Here is a 15945-nt window from a genome sequence, read left to right on the forward strand (position 1 = left end):
CTCCCGGAGGCCCGCCATGACTGCTCTGCTCGACACCCCGGCCCCCTCGCCTGTCTCCCCGCTGCCGGCGCCCTCCGCGTCGACCCCCGACGCGGTGCGGGCGCGCGTCGCCGCCGCCAAGCACGCCTACCAGACCCGCCGTCTCGCCGCGCAGCTGCCCCACCTCGACGGGCTGCACCTGTCCGACCGTGACCATCGACCCGCCACCGGGGAGCTGGTCCTGGCCCGTGTCACGGCGATCGGCCAGCACAAGCGACTCGAGGGCCCCGATTCCCGCCGCGCCACCCTCTTCCTCGGAGATGAGATCGTCGTCGCCTACGGCGCCCGCTACGCCGCCGACCAGTTCCTCGCGGAGCTGCCGGAGGACCTCGGTCCGTGTCATCTGGCGGCTGCCGGAGGTCTCGCCTCCCTGGTCATCGACCAGCACGATCGTCTGGACGAACCCACCTGCCTCGAACCGGTCGGGGTGCTGTGCGATGCACACGGGCCTCTCACTCTGTCCCGTCTGGCGGAGCTGCAGGTGCGGCCGGCGGTCGAGCGGGCATCCCGCCGCGCCCTGGACATCCCGGTGATCGCCGTTCTCGGCACCTCCATGAACTCCGGGAAGTCGACGGCGCTGGCGTGCCTGGCGCACGGGCTCGCTGCCGCGGGCCTGGGCGTCGCCGCAGGCAAAGCCACCGGCACCGGGGCGGGCAATGACGCCGGCCTGTTCCGCGACGCCGGCGCCCACCGGGTGTTGGACTTCACCGACTTCGGCATCTCCTCCACGTACCGGCTCACACTGCAGGAGGTCGAGGACCTCTTCCACAGCCTGGTCGACGCACTCGCGGAGCAGCCGCTGGAACGGTTCATCGCCGGTGCCGACACCCCAGGCACGGCTGATGTGGTGCTGGTGGAGATCGCTGACGGGCTGTTCCAGGGGGAGACCGCGCAGCTGCTGGCCTCCGAGTCGTTCGCGCAGGTGGTCGATGGGATCGTGTTCGCCGCCGGGGACGCCCTCGGGGCCACGGGCGGGACCCGCGCCCTGGCGGATCTGGGCCGCGCACCCGCTGCCGTGACGGGGGTGCTCACCAGTTCCCCGCTGGCGACCGCAGAGACCCGCCGTGCTGTCCACGCCCCGGTGGTGCCCACCATGCAGCTGGCGGACGCTGACACCGCTCGCTCGCTGCTCGCGCAGATCCGACCGGCCGCCGACGGCACCGGCAGCCGTGACGGTGTCCCCGGCGCCCCCGGTGCGGGCACCCGCATCGACCCCGCTCACACCCGCACCGATGCCGACCGCTGACCGCCCCGGCCCGCTACCGCCGCTGCTGCGCGGCCCCCGCACCGCCTGGCTCGCGATCCTGGTGCTGTTGGGGCTGCTGCAGGCGGCGGTGGCGGGGGTGTCCGCCTGGGCGCTGGTGCGGATGCAGGCGGCGCCCGCGGGGGTGTCGGATCTGTTCCTCCGCGCTGCGGCGGTGCTGGTGCTGGCGGCGGTGGCCCTGGGCGCGCTGACGGTGCAGCAGCGGGTCCTCGCCGAGCGCCTGGGCCAGCATTACGTGCACGAACTGCGCGGGCGTCTGCTGCGTGATGCCCTCACCCCCGGGGCCACCACGTCCCTCGGTGTCACGGTGGCCCGCACCACGAACGACCTGAGCAGTGTGCGGGGCTGGGTCAGTCAGGGCATCGCCCCGCTGGCCGTCGGGATCCCGCTGGTCGCCGGGTCGGCGGTGGCGCTGGCCCTGCTGGACCCGGCCCTGGCGGGGGTGTTCGCGGCGCCCCTGGCGTTGCTGGCGGTGCTGTTGGCGGTGTGGTCGCGGGTGATGTTCCAGCGCACCCGTGAGCTGCGCCGGCAGCGCGGTCGCCTGGCCGCCCGCATCGGCGACACGGTCTCCGCAGCGCCGACGATCCTCGCCTCCGGGGGAACCCACCGGGAACTGCGCGGCATGGACCGTGCCAGTGCGGACGTGGTCGAGCACGCCGTGGAGCGGGCGGGGGCTGCTGGAGCACTGCAGGCCGCGGGCACCACCGTGTCGTCCCTGTCCACCCTGGCGGTGGCCGCGGCCGGGGTATTCCTGGCGTTGCCGGCGTCGACCACCGTCGCAGCGATGGCGATCGCCGGGTTGGCCGCTGCACCGGTGCTGGAGCTCGGCCGCATCATCGAACGTCGCGAGACGTTCCGCGCCGCTCGCGCCGTTCTCGGCCCCGCCCTCGAGGACGCCGAGGAGGCCCGCGCCCGCGCCCGGGAGCACGAGCGCGCCTCCGCTGAGGTTTCCGCTCCCCGCGAGCAGGAGCATGCCCTCACCCAGGGGCGCCGGCATGGCCCCGTGCATCTGGAGCTCCCCGGCCTGACGGACCGGCACGGCCCGGTGCGGGGTCTGCCCGGGATGATCGTGCGCCTCACCGGTCCGGTGCCAACGGAGGCAAGCCGGCTGCTGGACCGGGTCGTGGGCCGAACGTCCGACCCGGAGCAGAACCCCGACAGTGTGTGGGTGGCCGGTCACAACCTGCGAGCACTGGGGTGGCGCGCCCGCCGCGAACTGGTGGGGCATGCCGCCGCCGGGGCCGTGATCGAGCGCGGCCCGCTGCTGCGGGCCCTGCGATACCGCCGCCCCGAGGGTGAGGAGGAGCAGGCCGTCGCCCTGTTCCAGCGGCTCGGTGGTGATCTGTCGCGACTGCCGAAGGGCCTGCGCACGCGGCTGCGCTCCGGTGGGGAACCGCTGAGCCGCCCGGATCGAGCCCGTCTGCTGCTCACCCGAGCCCTGGACGGCACTCCCCCGCTGTTGCTGCTGGACGGCATCGATGCCGACCTCGACCCAGAAGGGCGGCAGGCCCTGGTCCGGGAGCTGCGCGCCTACCCGGGGGTGGTGGTGATGACCTGCGGTGACGAGCTGGCGCAGGCCGTCGGTGCCGTCGATCACCCGGTGGAGAGCGGTGCCGGGGGCGCAGCAGACTGAGAGACGCCGCCGGATTCAGCGAGAGCCGGAGAGGCCGACCCGACGGGCGAGGTCGGCGGGTGGCCAGGCGAGCGGGTGGCCACCCGTCGTCGTCAGCGCATCGGGTCAGTCGTCGCCATCGTCGTCGCCATCGTCGTCACCGTCATCGTCGCTGTCGTCGTCGCACTCCCAGGCGCCGTCGTCCCACTCACACACACCGCCGGCCGGGGCAGCTGGACGCGGAACCGGGGAGGGCGCCGGCCGCGGTGAGGGCACGGTCGAACCCGACGATGCGCGCGGGGTGGTGGTTCGCTCGGCGGGGGCATCATCGGTGGAGTCACGCTGGGTGCGTCCCGTGCCGGTACCGTCGCCACCGTTCCGGGAGGTTTCGGTCTGCGCGACCTCGCCGTCGCGGTCGGCGGTGCGGGGCGAGTCAGACCCCCGCTCGGCACCCGACGGGGCGGGAGAACCGGAGGCGGAATCGGCCGCTGGCACCCGGCCTGTGCCTGTCAGGGTGCTGGTCGGAGCGGCGAACGCCTCCCCGGCCTCCCGGCCCGGATCAGCGCCGGGACGAACCGGTAGCGCCAGCCCCGTCGTCTCGACGTCCCCGGCCTCGGCGTCGCGGCCACCCGAGCGGTTCCCGTCGACGAGGGTGCCGGAAGAGCCACCGCGCGCATCACCGGGTACGCCACCGCGGGGGTCGCTGCCAGGGGCGGGGCTGCCGACGACCACCCCGGGGGCGTCATCGGTCGGGGTGGCCCCCTCGGGCAGCAGGGCGAGGGTGATCGCGGCGGCGCCCACTGCGCCCACTGCCGCCGAGGTCCGCAGCCATCTCATGACCCGCAGGGTGGCGGTGCGGCGTGAGATGCCGGTGAGGCCACGATGAGAGGTCTCTCATCTGGCGTCGGGGCGATGCTGCGGGTTGATCAGCCGGTACCCGGCGCCGCGCACCGTCACGAATCGATCGGCCCCGAGCTTCCCCCGCAGGTACCGCACGTACACGTCGACGACGTTGGAGGCGCCGTCGTAGTCATACCCCCAGGCGCGTGACAGCAGCACGTCGCGGGTGAGCACCTGGTCGGGGCTACGCAGGAACACCCCGGCGAGGGCGAACTCGCGGGCCGACAGCTCCACCTCCCGTGGCCGCCCGTCCACCACACAGCGAGCGATGCGGGTGCGCAGGTCGAGGCTCAGATCACCGTGGGTGAGGACGTCCGAGGCCCCACCGTCGTGCACCGCCCCGGCGGCCTCCCGGGCCCGCAACCGCACCCGCGCGATGAGCTCCTCCACCCGGAAGGGCTTGGCGATGTAGTCGTTGGCCCCGAGCTCCAGCCCTTGCACGGTGTCCTCCACTCCCGTGCGGGCGGTGACCATGAGGATCGGCAGCGTGGACCCGGATTCCCGCAGGGCCCGCAGCACCTGAAAGCCGTCGAGCCGCGGCAGGCCGACGTCGAGCACCAGCAGATCGGCCTCCCCGGCCGAGGCGAGGTCGAGGGCCGCGATGCCGTCATGCACCACGGTGGTCGTGTATCCGGCGGCGGTCAGGCCCTTGTCCATGAACCGGGCGATCCGCGGCTCGTCCTCAGCGATCAGGATTCTCATCGGGGCGTTCTCCGGGGGACTCAGGGGCGGGCTCAGGAACGGGATCGGGGTTGTGGGGGTGGGGATCGTCGGTGGCACCGTCGGTCCTGCTCCCCCGGGACGGTACCCGCAGCACGAACCGCGCCCCGCCGCCGGGGGCCGCCGTGACATGCGCGCTGCCGCCGTGCGCCTGGGCGATGGCCCGGACGATGGGCAGGCCGAGGCCGGTGCCGGCCGTGTCGGTGACGCCCGTCCCCCGCGCGAACCGGTCGAAGATCCGTTCCCGCTCGTGCTCGGGCACCCCCGGGCCTTCATCGTCCACGTGCACTTCGAGGATCTCGCCGTGTTCGGTCCGGTCGGCGGGCCGGCGGTGCACGCCGAGGGTGACGGTGGTGCCGGGCGGGCTGTATCGCACCGCATTCGCGGCCAGTTGCAGCACTGCCTGGGCGAGTCGCTGATCGTCGAATTCGGCGACGCCTGCCGGCGAGTCCTCCAACAGCCAGTGGTGGTCGCCGCCGAGGTGTTCGGCCCTGGCCAGCAGCGACTGCGCGAACAGGTCGAGGTCCACGGGCCGCGGGGTGAGGAAATCGGGCCGACCCGCGCGAGCGAGCTCCGACAGGTCACCGACGAGGCGGCTCATCCGCTCCAGCTCCTCCAGGGCGATCTCGCGGGATTCGCGCACGTCAGCGGGGTCGTCGGGGTCGGTGGTCTCCAGGGTCCCCTGCACCACTGTGAGCGGGGTGCGCAGTTCATGCCCGGCGTCGCGGAGGAACTGCCGCTGCCCGTCGAAGGCGTCCTCCAGCCGCTCCAACATGCCGTTGACGGTCAGGGCCAGCGCGGCGACGTCATCGTCGGTGGGCGGGACCGGCACCCGGCGCGACAGGTCCGTGTGGGTGACCTCCTCGGCGGCGCGGCGCAGGGTCTCCAGGGGGCGCAGCAGGCGGCCGATGAGCAGCGCCCCGACGGTGCCGGCGATGAGCACGGAGGCGGCGGCCGCAGCGGCGTACGCACCGGCGCGCTGCCAGATCTCCCGGTGTTGCGGGCCGACGTCGATGCCGACGACGAAGATGCCTTCGGCAGGGTCACCCTCCACACGCACCGACGCGATCACGCTGCGGACGGTGCGGCCGCGGACGTCGAGGGTGGTGTGCACGGTGCGTCCGGGCACGTACGCCTCCCGCACCTGCTGCAGCGTCTCCGGATCGGCCAGGTCAAAGTCCTGTTCCACCGGCCGGTACGCGGGGGTGCCGTCGACGATCGCCAGCACCGCCTCATGGTCGCTCGGGGCGGAGGACCGGGTCACCGCCTGCAGCAGGTTCGCGACCCCGGTGCGGGCGCCGGGGTCCTGCGCCCGGTACTCCGCGGCGGTGCGCAGCTCGGCCACCTCCTGGTCGAGCTGCCCGCGGACGTTGTCCTCCAGCGACCGCACCTGCAGCAGGAACGTGACCAGACCGGTCAGCAGGAAGCCCAGCACCATCACCGTGAGCATCACGACCAGCACGCGGAGCCGGACGGTGCGACGGGGAGGCGTGGACATGCGGCTCACCCTCGCGGCACCCGGGCGGGCCACCAGATGCGGTCACCGATCAGCAGGGCCAGGGGGATCACCAGCCGCAGGAGCAGGCTCGGCCGGGGGGTGTCGCACGGCGGCGCGGAGGGCGCGGGGTCTCGCATCGGTCCAGACTAGGGCGCGGGCGGCGAGGTATCACCGCGGCCCTCGGGGTTCTCGCTGACGTCGCGGGCGCCCCGCGGCTCCACGGCCCCTCGTGCCTCACCGGTCTGCCGCGCCTCACCGGTCTGCCGCGCCTCCCGATCGGCCCGCCGCTGCTGCTCGGCGGCCTCACGGCGCAGGCGCCGCTTCTCCCCCGGGCCCTCGGCGATCCGATACAGCACCGGCACGATCACCAGCGTCAGCAGGGTCGAGGAGACGAGGCCGCCGATCACCACCACCGCGAGGGGCTGCGAGATGAACCCACCACCGCTGCCGGTGATCCCGAACGCCATCGGCAGCAGGGCGAAGACGGTCGCGGCGGCGGTCATGAGGATCGGCCGCAGACGGGTGTGGGCACCGGCTTCCAGGGCCTCGTCGAGACCCTGGCCCGCGCGTCGGTACTGGTTGACCAGGTCAATCAGCACGATCGCGTTGGTGACGACGATGCCGACCAGCATCAGCAGGCCGATCATGGCGGGCAATCCCAGGGGCACCCCCGTGACCAGCAGCGCGACGAAGGCTCCGGTGGCGGCGAAGGGGATCGACACCAGCAGGATCAGCGGCTGCATGAGGGACTTGAAGATCCACACCAGCAGCACGTAGGTCAGGAGGATCGCCGCGACGATCGCGATGCCCAGCTGACCGAAGGTGTCGGCGATGTCCTCCGCGGTGCCGCCGAGGGTCGCCTGCACGCCGTCGGGAAGGTCGGCGGCGTCGATCGCCTGCTGTGCGGCCTGGGTGACGGTGCGGACGTCCTCCCCCGCCGGGGTGAGGGAGACGGTGACGGTCTGGCGGGTGTTGTCGGTGACGATCTGCGGGCGGGTCTGCACCTCCTCGACGGTCGCGACGTCCGTGAGCGGGATCCCGGCGACGTCCATCGAGCGCAGCTGCTCCAGGGTGGAGACGTCCTGGCTGCCGGCGAGGCGGATGTCGATGTCCTGGTCGTCCAGGGTGATGGTGCCGATGGCGGAGGGGAACAGCTCCCGGGCGACCAGCCCGACGACGGCCTCCTCGGTGAGTCCGCGCTCGGCGGCGGCCTCCCGGTCGACGGTGATCTGCGCGGTCGGCTGTTCGGCCTGCAGGTCACTGGCGATCTCGGCAACACCCTCGGGCAGCGGGTCGAGCTGCTCCCGGATCGCCTTCTCGGCCTGTTCGCGGGCCTGGGGGGTCGGGCCGGTGATCTGGATGTCGACGGAGGTGGAGCCGGTCGGGCCGCCGGTGGTCAGTTCCTCGATGTCCCCGGCATCGGGCATGCCCTCGAGGGCGGCGAGCATGTCGGCACGCAGCGCCTCCTGGTCGGCGCCCTCATCGGTGGTGACCTGGTAGCTGATCTCGTTGGGGGTGCCGCCCATGCCGAACTGGTCGGCGCCGATGGTGGTCTGCACGGTGCGCACGCCGTCGACGGCCATCAGGGCGTCCTCGGCGCGTCCGGCGGCGTCGGTGGATTCGTCGAGGCTGGTGCCCGCCGGGAGGGTCTGCCGGTAGGAGGCGAGGTTCTGACCGGAATCGCTGAGGAAGTTGACTGTGAGCAGGGGCAGCAGGAACCCGGTGCCGACGAGCACCGCGACGGCGGCGAGCAGCGTGAGGATGCGGTGGCGCAGGGCGGTGCGCAGCGTCGGGGCGTAGAGGCGGTGGGCGAGGCCACGGCGCTCCTTCACCTCGGCGGCCTCCCGCACACGCGCGACGGCGGCGGTGTCCTCGGGGTCGAGGTCGCGGGCGGCCTTGGGGGCGCGCAGGAACCAGTAGGCGAGGACCGGCACGATGGTGAGCGACACCAGCAGCGAGGACAGCATGGCGATCGCGACGGTGAGGGAGAACGGCCGGAACAGCTCCCCGGCCATGCCGGAGACCACGGCGACCGGCAGGAACACCACGACGGTGGCGAGGGTGGAACTGGTGACGGCGCCGGCGACCTCGCGGACGGCGTCGAGGATCGCGCGGGTGCGGGGTTTGCCGTAGGAGAGGTGGCGGGTGATGTTCTCGATCACCACGATGGAGTCGTCGACGACGCGGCCGATGGAGATCGTCAGGGCCGCGAGGGTCAGCATGTTCAGGGTGTAGCCGGAGACCAGCATCCCCACGAAGGCCATCAGCAGCGACAGCGGGATGGAGATGGCGGTGACCAGCGTCGGCCGCAGCGCCCGCAGGAACAGCAGGATCACGGCGACGGCGAAGCCGAGACCGAGCAGGCCCTCCTCCGCCAGGGTGACGATGGAGTCCTGGATGAACGGTGCCTGGTCGAAGACGACGTCGCGGCGGGCGTTCCCGCCGACACCGGGCAGGGTGCGCTCCAGCGTCGCGGCGACCTCGTCGGAGACGTCGACGACGTTGCCGGTCGCGGTGGCGGTGACGACCAGGACCAGGGATTCGCGGCCGTTGGTGCGGGAGACGCTGGTCGGGTCTTCGGTGGTGCGCTCGACCGTGGCGACGTCCCCGAGGGTGGTGACGGGGGCGGGTGACGCGGGGGCGGGCTGGCCCTGGGCGTCGGCCCCCTGCTGTCCCGTGCCCGGCTGCCCCGCACCCTGCTGGCTCGCGCCCTGCTGGCCCTGCGCATCGGCCCCGGCGGGCGGGAGGATCGTGATGGCTTCGAGGTCCTCGATCGAGGACAGCGGCCGGCCCACGGTCACATCCAGGGAGCGGTTGCCGTCGGTGACGGTCCCCCCGGGCACGCTGAGGCCGCTGGCGTCGAGAGCGGCGGTGATGTCGTCATCGGTGAGGCCGCGGGCCGTGAGTTCGTCCTGGTCGGGGGTGATCCGCACGACCTGCTCCGGCGCGCCGGCGACGATGACGGAGGAGACCCCGTCGATGCGTTCGAGTTCGGTGATGACAGCGGTGTCGAGCCGGGTGCCGAGCTCCGCAGGGGCGAGGTCGGAGGACACGGCGAGGACGACGGCGGGGATGTCCCCGGAACCTCCGGAGATCACCTGGGGGTCGGCGCCCTCGGGCAGCTGGTCATCAATGCGGGACAGCGCGGCATCGACCTGGTTCGCGCTGCGGGCCACGTCCGTGCCGTAGGTGAGTTCCACCGTCACCATCGACAGACCCGGCCGGGACGTCGAACGGGTCGATTCGACGTTCTCGAGGCCCCGCACGGCCTGCTCGATGGGGCCGGAGACCCGCGTATCGACCTGCTCCGACGAGGAGCCGACGGCGGGCGTGACGATCTGGATCTGCGGCAGGGCGATCGACGGGATCAGTTCCTGCCGCAGGGTGGTCATGGACAGCGCACCCAGCACCGACACCACCACGCAGACGAGCGCGATGAAGGCACGGTTGGCGAGGCTGAGCTGGGCGAGGCGATGCACGGAACCTCCCGGGACGCGGCGTGCGACCCCGATCCGGGGCGCGGCTCCATTCGACCACGGGGCCCCGACAGCCGACGTGCGACTTTCGGCGGGGGTTGCTGAACGAAAGACGCCGCGCGCCGGGGGCCATGCCACGGGGGGCCGTTGGGCAGCGAGACCGCTCCACAGCGGGACCGTGGGCAGCGAGACCGCTCCACAGCGGGGCTACTCCACGACGCGGGGCGTCGCGCCGTCGTGTCGTGATCCGGAACCACTCCCGCGAGACTGACGAATGGCGGACATTCCGTGTCCACATCTACCACCCGTCGACCCTCAGATATGCCTCATGTCAGACACCCGGGACGCAACAGGACACGTCAACCCGGGAGACTCCGTACCGAATTGCGGACATCCGCTGTCCTCCACTCGCTAGCTGTTCTTCCCCGACACGTTGTGAACGGCTGAGGTAGGCGAGGACCTCCGGGAACGATGTGGGTAACCACACTCACAGTTCGTTCCACGGAGGTCTTCGTGATTCACGCTAACGCGCCTTTGACGCCGGAGGGGCGTCGCCGACTCGCTTCCCTGATCGTCGATGACGGCTGGACCGTCAGGCGGGCCGCGGAACGGTTCCAGGTCTCACCGGCGACCGCGTCGCGGTGGGCCCGGCGATACCGGGCAGGACAGTCGCTGACCGACCGGCCGTCACGCCCACATCGCTCGCCGTCACGCTTGTCGGCGCGGCGGGAACATCGGATCGTGTCGTTGCGGTTCACCCGGCGGTGGGGACCGCACCGCATCGGCTACCACCTCGGGATCCCGCGCTCCACGGTCGGGCGGGTTCTCGCCCGGTACCGGATGCCGCTGCTACATCATCTCGACCAGGCCACCGGGCTCCCGGTCCGCAAGACCGCGCCGGTCCGCTACGAGAAGCAGATCCCGGGCGAGCTGGTCCATGTGGACATCAAGAAGCTCGGCCGGATCCCGGACGGCGGCGGCTGGCGCATGCTCGGCAGGCAGGCCGGGAATCGCAACAACAAGAAGCAGGGACTGGGGTACGCGTTCCTGCATCACGCGGTCGACGATGCCACCCGCCTTGCCTACTCCGAGCAACTCGACGATGAACGCAAGGAGACCGCCGCAGCGTTCTAGACCCGCGCCCGGGCGTTCTTCGCCGAGCACGGCATCACCGTCACGGCCGTGATGACCGACAACGGGTCCTGCTATCGCTCGCACGCGTTCACCGACGCGCTCGGTGCCGGGGTGAAGCATCGCCACACCCGCCCCTACCGACCCCAGACGAACGGGAAAGTCGAGCGCTTCAACCGCACCCTCGCCACCGAGTGGGCCTACGCGCAGACCTACCAGTCAGACGCTGACCGCGCAGCCACCTACGACAACTGGCTCCATCACCACAATCACCACAGACCCCACACCGAGCTCGGAGGCTCCACCCCTGCCGAATGTCGCGCGTCAGACTTTGTGGCAGGACCATTGATTGAGTCCTGAGCGGAGAGTTCGACATGGGAAGACCACCTGTGATCCCGGTGGAGAAGAAGACGAGGATCGTGCTGAGCATCCTCGCCGACGAGATGACGATCGCCGAGGCGGCCAGGCGCGAGAAGGTCAGCGAGCAGTCGATCGGCCGGTGGAAGGCGGACTTCCTCGAGGCCGGGAAGACGAGTCTCGCGGCGGGCAAGAACGGGCCCTCGACCCGGGAGCAGCAGCTCGAGGCGGAGGTCGCGGAGCTGACCCAGGCGCTCGGTGAGGCGGCGGTCGAGATCCGGGTATGGAAGAAGTCCGCGGAGGGACGCTTGGGCCCTTCGAGGACCTCGAGGTGATCCGCGTCGAGGCGGGCATGTCGACCGCGAGGTTCTGCAAGCTGATCGACATGCCCGAACGCACCTGGCGACGCTGGCAGGCCAAGGCGCGGCAGGAACAGCCGCCGAAGGGGCCGCGGCCGCAGCCGGCGAGGGATGCCGCTCGGCCGCTGGTGGTGAAGCATGCGCTGGCGAAGCCGACGAGGGGTCACCGGAAAATCTGGGCGATGACGCGGCACGACGGGCACAAGGTGTCGCAGGCGACGGTGCTGCGGCTGCTGCGTGACGACGGGCTGATCGTGCCGTCGGAGTACCAGAAGCAGCGCCGGGAGTTGGCGAAGGACCGGAAGGCAGCGTTCGCTCGCAACCCGACCGGACCGAACCAGGTGTGGCAGCTGGACTTCAGCGAGTTCGAGACCACCCAGGGCGGGACCTGGCGGATCGCGGGGTGTCGGGAATGGTTCTCGAAGCTCGAGTACCCGTTCCATGTGTCGCCGACGGCGAACCAGTACGACGCGATCGCCGCGATCGAACTCGCCTTGGCCGAGTACGAGCGTCTGTGCGGGCACCCGCTCGTCGACGAGTGTCAGGTCGATGCGGACACCGGGGAGCTGCTGCCGGTCCTCACCATCGTCACGGACAATGGCGGCCCGTTCCGGTCGTTGAACTTCGAGTTGTTCATCATGCGTCACCCCGAGCTTCGGCATGTCCGCACCCGGGTGAAGTCGCCAGGCCAGAACGGGTCACGCGAACGCGGGTTCGGGACGCTGAAGTACGAGCGGCTGTTCCTCGACGAGATCCCGGACGCCTTGACGCTCATCGAGCGGGCCGAGGACTACCGAGTCGAGTACAACACCGAGCGCCCGCATGAGGCGATCGCCTGGAACCGGCCACTGGAGGTGCACCTCGGCCTGGCCGACCCCACCACCCCCACCTTTGAAACAGAAGAAATCCTGCCAACTACTTGACGCGGGACAGCAGCTCGGCTCGCGGCGACCCGCCGCCCGTTTACTTCTTGACGACGTAAACAGGAACGCCGAATCCGTCGGCGTTGGTGAGCACCTGATCGATTTTGGTGCGTTCCTGGTCTGTGGCGTAGTTCACCTGTATGAGGGCCGCGTCGGGAGCATCAGTGCAGGGGTTCGCGACCTGTACCGTGATCTCCGTTCCCTGAGCGGTGAGTTGCTCGGCGAGTTCGCTGTGGGCAGCAAGCGCGGCGTCCACCTCTTGGCTGGTCGGCAACTCGTCGCACGGCGGATGCGTCGTCGCGCTCCTCGGGAAGAGTCCTCCGAAGAGGGCGGCCGCGCCGAGCACGCCGGCAACGACGATCAGCCCGAGAATCGTGACGGTCGCGGTGCGGTTACGCTTCGATGCCGACTGCTGCTGTTCTTGCTGGGTGGTCATTGTCATCTCCTGCCTGTTGCGGTGGTCACGGTCTGGACTTCTCGCATCCCCATCGGGTGGCGGCTGTCGCAGGCGGCGATCATCTCCTCGTCGTGAGTGGAGACGACCACGGTTGCTCCTTGCCGTGCGAAGCCGGTGAAGAGTTCGATCACCGTGTGGCGGTTGCGCGCGTCGAGAGACGCGGTGGGTTCGTCGACAAACAGGACCGACGCGCGGCGGTAGATTGCTCGCGCAAGTGCCAGCCGCTGCTTCTCTCCACCGCTGAGGTGACTGGCGGTTTCGCCAGCGCGGCCCGCTAGACCGGTTTGCTCCAGCGCGGCGCTCAGGCGGGCGTCCGCGTTCGTCGCACGACGCTGCCCGCGCATCGTGACGTTGAACCCGACGGACTCGTCATCGACGATTCCATAGTCCTGCAACACGAACGCCGCATGATCCCGCCAGAACCTTCGGCGTTGTCCACCGTCATAACTGGTCACGTCTTTGCCGTCCACGAGGATGTGCCCGCGGCTCACCGGCAGGAGCAGGCCGAGAGCATGCAGCAAGGTGGTCTTGCCCGAACCGCTCGGGCCGACTAGAGCGGTCATCTCGCCCGGTGCGCATCGCACGGACTCGTCCGCGACGATCTCGCGTCCGTCGATCGCTACCGACAGGTTGTTTCCTTCGATCAGCACGGGATCCTCCTAGAGCTTTCGATGCACGACACGGTCGAAGACCGCGCGTGCGGCGATCAAGTGGCTTCCGTAGATGGCGATGATGGCGAACGCGGAGGCAAGCGCCGTGACCGCCATGGTCGAGACGGGTTGGATCGCGATGATCACGATCGCGATCACGGTGCCCATGCCGACGTCCAGCAATGCGCGGGACCGCACGACTTCTGCCCAAGTCGATCCCGTCAAGCGCAGGGGGAAGTCGCGACGCGCGTTGATGAGTCCCGAGATCATGGCGGTGACGGCCGAGGCCACCAAGAATGCGATAGTGAGGGCCGCGAGCGATATCGCCAGCAGTTGCGAGAGATAAGCCGCGAACTGCGCTTCCAGGATGCCCTGCTCCGCGACGTACAGCGGGCGGATGGTGCCTTCGATGCCGAGTTCTGCCAGCCCATCAGGAGTGAGCTTCTCGGCATCGAGGCGGTTCTGGGTCGAGGCGACGCCTGTGAACACGATGTTCCCGGTCGACGCGAGACTGACGATGTTGGGCGCATCAAAGAACGCGCTGATTCGCGGCACCTCCAGCACAAGCACGTCGCTCGAGAAAGTGAGCTGCCCGGCCGCGCCGCCATTGATCACGGGGAACGGCGCATCGGTCGCCGGCTCGAATGCTCTCAGATCGTCGACTCCACGCGCCTCTGTTCCGCCGCGGCTCCAAAGCTCCAGCGAGGGGCCCAGCTCTCGCGAGAGCATTACGTTCAGCGCATCAGGAGCAACCGGGCGAAGAGCATCGGGGCCGAGAGCACGCTCCATCAATGAGATCCACTGGCGGTTCACCAGAGCGATCGCATCGTACTCCCCGAAGTCGCCCGCCCACTGCTCCTCGGTAATCGCGTACGACAGCGCAGCCTCCCCGTCGCTCTCCGCGCTGCCCACGATCCTGTCCACTTGCGGAGCGACGGTGTCCATATCTTCATCGGGGATATCGAAGGAAAGCATCACCTGATCTGACAGTTCGTTCCACGCATCCAACTGGACGGCGGTGCGTTGCGCATCGGCCGCGGCCGCCCACGCCGGCCCAGCGAACGCGATCAGGGTGATCAGCGTCCCGATCTGCACCACGCGCGCCGCCCAGCGAAGACTCTTCACCGCCGGCAGTCGGCGCGCAATGACCTCCACGCTCGGCCACGATGACGCTGACAACAGCAACGCGACCAACACCGACGCCGCGAGCGTAGCTCCCTCGAACGTGGCAGCGATCGAGAGGAAGACGGGCACATAGGTCCAACCCCGAGTCAGTCCGACGAGGCAGGACGCCACGGCGGCGACCCCGACCGCAGTGGTGAGAAGCGTGATCACTAGCACGCCGAGGTCCTGCGCCTGGATACGCCACGGTGCAGCTCCAGCGAGCACTCTCAACGCACGCGAACGGGCCTTGATCGCGAGCCAGAAGACGGTGATCGCCGCGACCAGTGCGCAGGCGGCGAGCACAGGCGCGGCGAAACCCGCCTGCTGGGACAAATTCAGGATGCTGTCCAGCGTCGACACATCTACGCGGTCGACGATGACTCCCCGCTCGGTGAGAGAGTCGACGGCGCCGTCGAGATCCCCCTCGCCGGTCACCAGGTAAGTACCGTCGGGCGACGAGTTCGCCAGCCGCTCGACGCCGACGATCTGAGCTGGTGCATAGTTGCCGAACCACCCGACGGTCTGAGCCGCGCTGTCCGCGCTGAGATCGACGAATACTTGACCGCCCGCGCTGTCGAGGTCGGGCGCGAGCTTGAACAACCCGAGCCCGCCGTCACTGTCCAGTTCCTGCAGCGCGACGAGTGCATCCGCGTCGCTGATCTGTGACTGCGAGAAATCGACGATCAGCTTCGCGTTGACGCCGATGGACTGCGGGTTGTAGCGGTCATGGAAATCCGTCACGACTGCTGCCAGGAACGCCAGCAACGTATACAGCGCGACTGCAGTGACGGCGATGATCTTGCGGTACACAGTCCTCCTCGAGACGGAACCGGCCGGCAGGGCCGCTTGCCTCGACGCGGCGGAACGCGCCGAGGCAAGCGGCCCTTGGTAGTACGTCAGCAGGTGCGGTAGAAGTAGTTCCCGTCCAGGCTTGCGTAGTTGAGCGTGGCGATCTCGGCGATCGACTTCTTGCCCGAGGCGGTGTTGATGCTGCGCGACGTGTTCACGATCTTGCCGTTCTCGGTCTTCTGCACTGAGCTGCCGTGGCACTTGTTCACCGTGTAATAGGACCGCAGGGCGGCGTTCGAGAAGCCGTACTGCCAGGTGCCGCCCACCGACGGGTACCGCGTCTTCAGGCCCACCGACTCCCATGCACTCGCGCCAGTCACCGATCCGCCGAGCACGAGCCCGGCCGCGATCGAGGCACCAGCCAGGGCCTTCGTAAACTTCCGCATCATTCACACCCCATTCGAGATGGCAGGGGCACGGTGTGCGCCCCTGCGGGTGGGTACACGATGAGACGGCCGCCTCGAAGGATATGTTACACACTAGCCTCGAGATTTCACGGGGGTGTGGTCTCGACCGGCGGAATGAATGGCGAAAGGTGCTCCTGGG

The 15945-nt window shown here is 70.1% G+C and carries 13 protein-coding genes and 1 pseudogene; 5 read left to right on the forward strand and 9 right to left on the reverse strand.

Annotated elements, in window-relative coordinates; all coding sequences use genetic code 11:
- Positions 1–16 precede the first annotated feature (16 nt).
- Together JSY14_RS06040 and JSY14_RS06045 are read left to right on the forward strand one after the other, a co-directional pair.
- Entirely contained in the window at positions 17–1285 is a 1269-nt protein-coding gene (locus JSY14_RS06040; RefSeq protein ID WP_259557891.1) for a DUF1611 domain-containing protein, read from the forward strand.
- Positions 1272–2936 carry an ABC transporter transmembrane domain-containing protein gene (locus JSY14_RS06045; RefSeq protein WP_259557892.1) on the forward strand — a complete coding sequence of 555 codons (1665 nt, stop codon included), beginning with the start codon at positions 1272–1274 and terminating at the stop codon, positions 2934–2936. The genes JSY14_RS06040 and JSY14_RS06045 overlap by 14 nt, the downstream gene beginning before the upstream one ends.
- Before the next feature lie 105 nt (positions 2937–3041).
- On the opposite strand, the gene JSY14_RS06050 is transcribed toward JSY14_RS06045, so the two are convergent.
- Genes JSY14_RS06050 through JSY14_RS06070 form a run of 5 tightly spaced genes read right to left on the reverse strand, consistent with a single transcriptional unit; the run spans position 3042 to position 9512 of the window.
- A complete protein-coding gene (locus JSY14_RS06050) occupies positions 3042–3752 on the reverse strand; it encodes a hypothetical protein (protein WP_259557893.1) in 711 nt (236 codons plus the stop codon).
- Positions 3753–3809: 57 nt separating this feature from the next.
- Entirely contained in the window at positions 3810–4517 is a 708-nt protein-coding gene (locus tag JSY14_RS06055) for a response regulator transcription factor (RefSeq protein ID WP_259557894.1), read from the reverse strand.
- Positions 4498–6033 carry a sensor histidine kinase gene (locus JSY14_RS06060; protein WP_259557896.1) on the reverse strand — a complete coding sequence of 512 codons (1536 nt, stop codon included), beginning with the start codon at positions 6031–6033 and terminating at the stop codon, positions 4498–4500. Before JSY14_RS06060 ends, JSY14_RS06055 begins: the two co-directional genes overlap by 20 nt.
- A gap of 5 nt (positions 6034–6038) precedes the next feature.
- Positions 6039–6170 (reverse strand): hypothetical protein, encoded by a 132-nt coding sequence (locus JSY14_RS06065; RefSeq protein ID WP_259557897.1) that lies wholly within the window; start codon positions 6168–6170, stop codon positions 6039–6041.
- Between the two features lie 9 nt (positions 6171–6179).
- Positions 6180–9512, reverse strand: a complete 3333-nt coding sequence (locus JSY14_RS06070; RefSeq protein WP_259557898.1) for an efflux RND transporter permease subunit — start codon at positions 9510–9512, stop codon at positions 6180–6182.
- Positions 9513–10022: 510 nt separating this feature from the next.
- Between JSY14_RS06070 and JSY14_RS06075 the strand changes: the two are divergent.
- From JSY14_RS06075 to JSY14_RS06085, 3 genes and pseudogenes are all read left to right on the forward strand, one after another.
- Positions 10023–11000, forward strand: a pseudogene (locus tag JSY14_RS06075) (IS481 family transposase).
- A 14-nt stretch (positions 11001–11014) separates the two neighbouring features.
- Positions 11015–11332, forward strand: coding sequence for a transposase (locus JSY14_RS06080; RefSeq protein ID WP_259557899.1), 318 nt, complete (start codon positions 11015–11017; stop codon positions 11330–11332).
- Positions 11329–12279 carry an integrase core domain-containing protein gene (locus JSY14_RS06085; protein ID WP_259557901.1) on the forward strand — a complete coding sequence of 317 codons (951 nt, stop codon included), beginning with the start codon at positions 11329–11331 and terminating at the stop codon, positions 12277–12279. Before JSY14_RS06080 ends, JSY14_RS06085 begins: the two co-directional genes overlap by 4 nt.
- A 40-nt stretch (positions 12280–12319) precedes the next feature.
- Here JSY14_RS06085 and JSY14_RS06090 read toward each other — a convergent pair whose 3' ends face one another.
- The 4 genes from JSY14_RS06090 to JSY14_RS06105 all read right to left on the reverse strand — a co-directional run bounded on the left by JSY14_RS06090 (position 12320) and on the right by JSY14_RS06105 (position 15788).
- On the reverse strand, positions 12320–12715 hold the full coding sequence (locus JSY14_RS06090) for a hypothetical protein (protein WP_259557902.1): 396 nt from the start codon (positions 12713–12715) through the stop codon (positions 12320–12322).
- A gap of 2 nt (positions 12716–12717) precedes the next feature.
- Positions 12718–13386: an ABC transporter ATP-binding protein gene (locus tag JSY14_RS06095; protein ID WP_259557903.1), complete on the reverse strand. Its 669-nt coding sequence runs from the start codon at positions 13384–13386 to the stop codon at positions 12718–12720.
- 9 nt (positions 13387–13395) lie between these two features.
- The gene (locus JSY14_RS06100) at positions 13396–15360 is read right to left on the reverse strand and encodes a hypothetical protein (RefSeq protein ID WP_259557904.1); all 1965 of its coding nucleotides are present in this window, start codon (positions 15358–15360) and stop codon (positions 13396–13398) included.
- An 86-nt stretch (positions 15361–15446) separates the two neighbouring features.
- Entirely contained in the window at positions 15447–15788 is a 342-nt protein-coding gene (locus JSY14_RS06105) for a lactococcin 972 family bacteriocin (RefSeq protein ID WP_259557905.1), read from the reverse strand.
- Between the last annotated feature and the right edge of the window lie 157 nt (positions 15789–15945).

The organism is Brachybacterium sillae (genome assembly GCF_025028335.1).
Lineage (GTDB): Bacteria > Actinomycetota > Actinomycetes > Actinomycetales > Dermabacteraceae > Brachybacterium > Brachybacterium sillae.

What these genes read in the sequence shown, in the direction of transcription:
- JSY14_RS06040 (WP_259557891.1), top strand. Translation starts at nt 17, where the DNA reads ATGACTGCTCTGCTCGACACCCCGGCCCCCTCGCCTGTCTCCCCGCTG.
- JSY14_RS06045 (WP_259557892.1), top strand. Translation starts at nt 1,272, where the DNA reads ATGCCGACCGCTGACCGCCCCGGCCCGCTACCGCCGCTGCTGCGCGGC.
- JSY14_RS06050 (WP_259557893.1), bottom strand. Translation starts at nt 3,752, where the DNA reads ATGAGATGGCTGCGGACCTCGGCGGCAGTGGGCGCAGTGGGCGCCGCC.
- JSY14_RS06055 (WP_259557894.1), bottom strand. Translation starts at nt 4,517, where the DNA reads ATGAGAATCCTGATCGCTGAGGACGAGCCGCGGATCGCCCGGTTCATG.
- JSY14_RS06060 (WP_259557896.1), bottom strand. Translation starts at nt 6,033, where the DNA reads ATGTCCACGCCTCCCCGTCGCACCGTCCGGCTCCGCGTGCTGGTCGTG.
- JSY14_RS06065 (WP_259557897.1), bottom strand. Translation starts at nt 6,170, where the DNA reads ATGCGAGACCCCGCGCCCTCCGCGCCGCCGTGCGACACCCCCCGGCCG.
- JSY14_RS06080 (WP_259557899.1), top strand. Translation starts at nt 11,015, where the DNA reads ATGGGAAGACCACCTGTGATCCCGGTGGAGAAGAAGACGAGGATCGTG.
- JSY14_RS06090 (WP_259557902.1), bottom strand. Translation starts at nt 12,715, where the DNA reads ATGACCACCCAGCAAGAACAGCAGCAGTCGGCATCGAAGCGTAACCGC.
- JSY14_RS06105 (WP_259557905.1), bottom strand. Translation starts at nt 15,788, where the DNA reads ATGATGCGGAAGTTTACGAAGGCCCTGGCTGGTGCCTCGATCGCGGCC.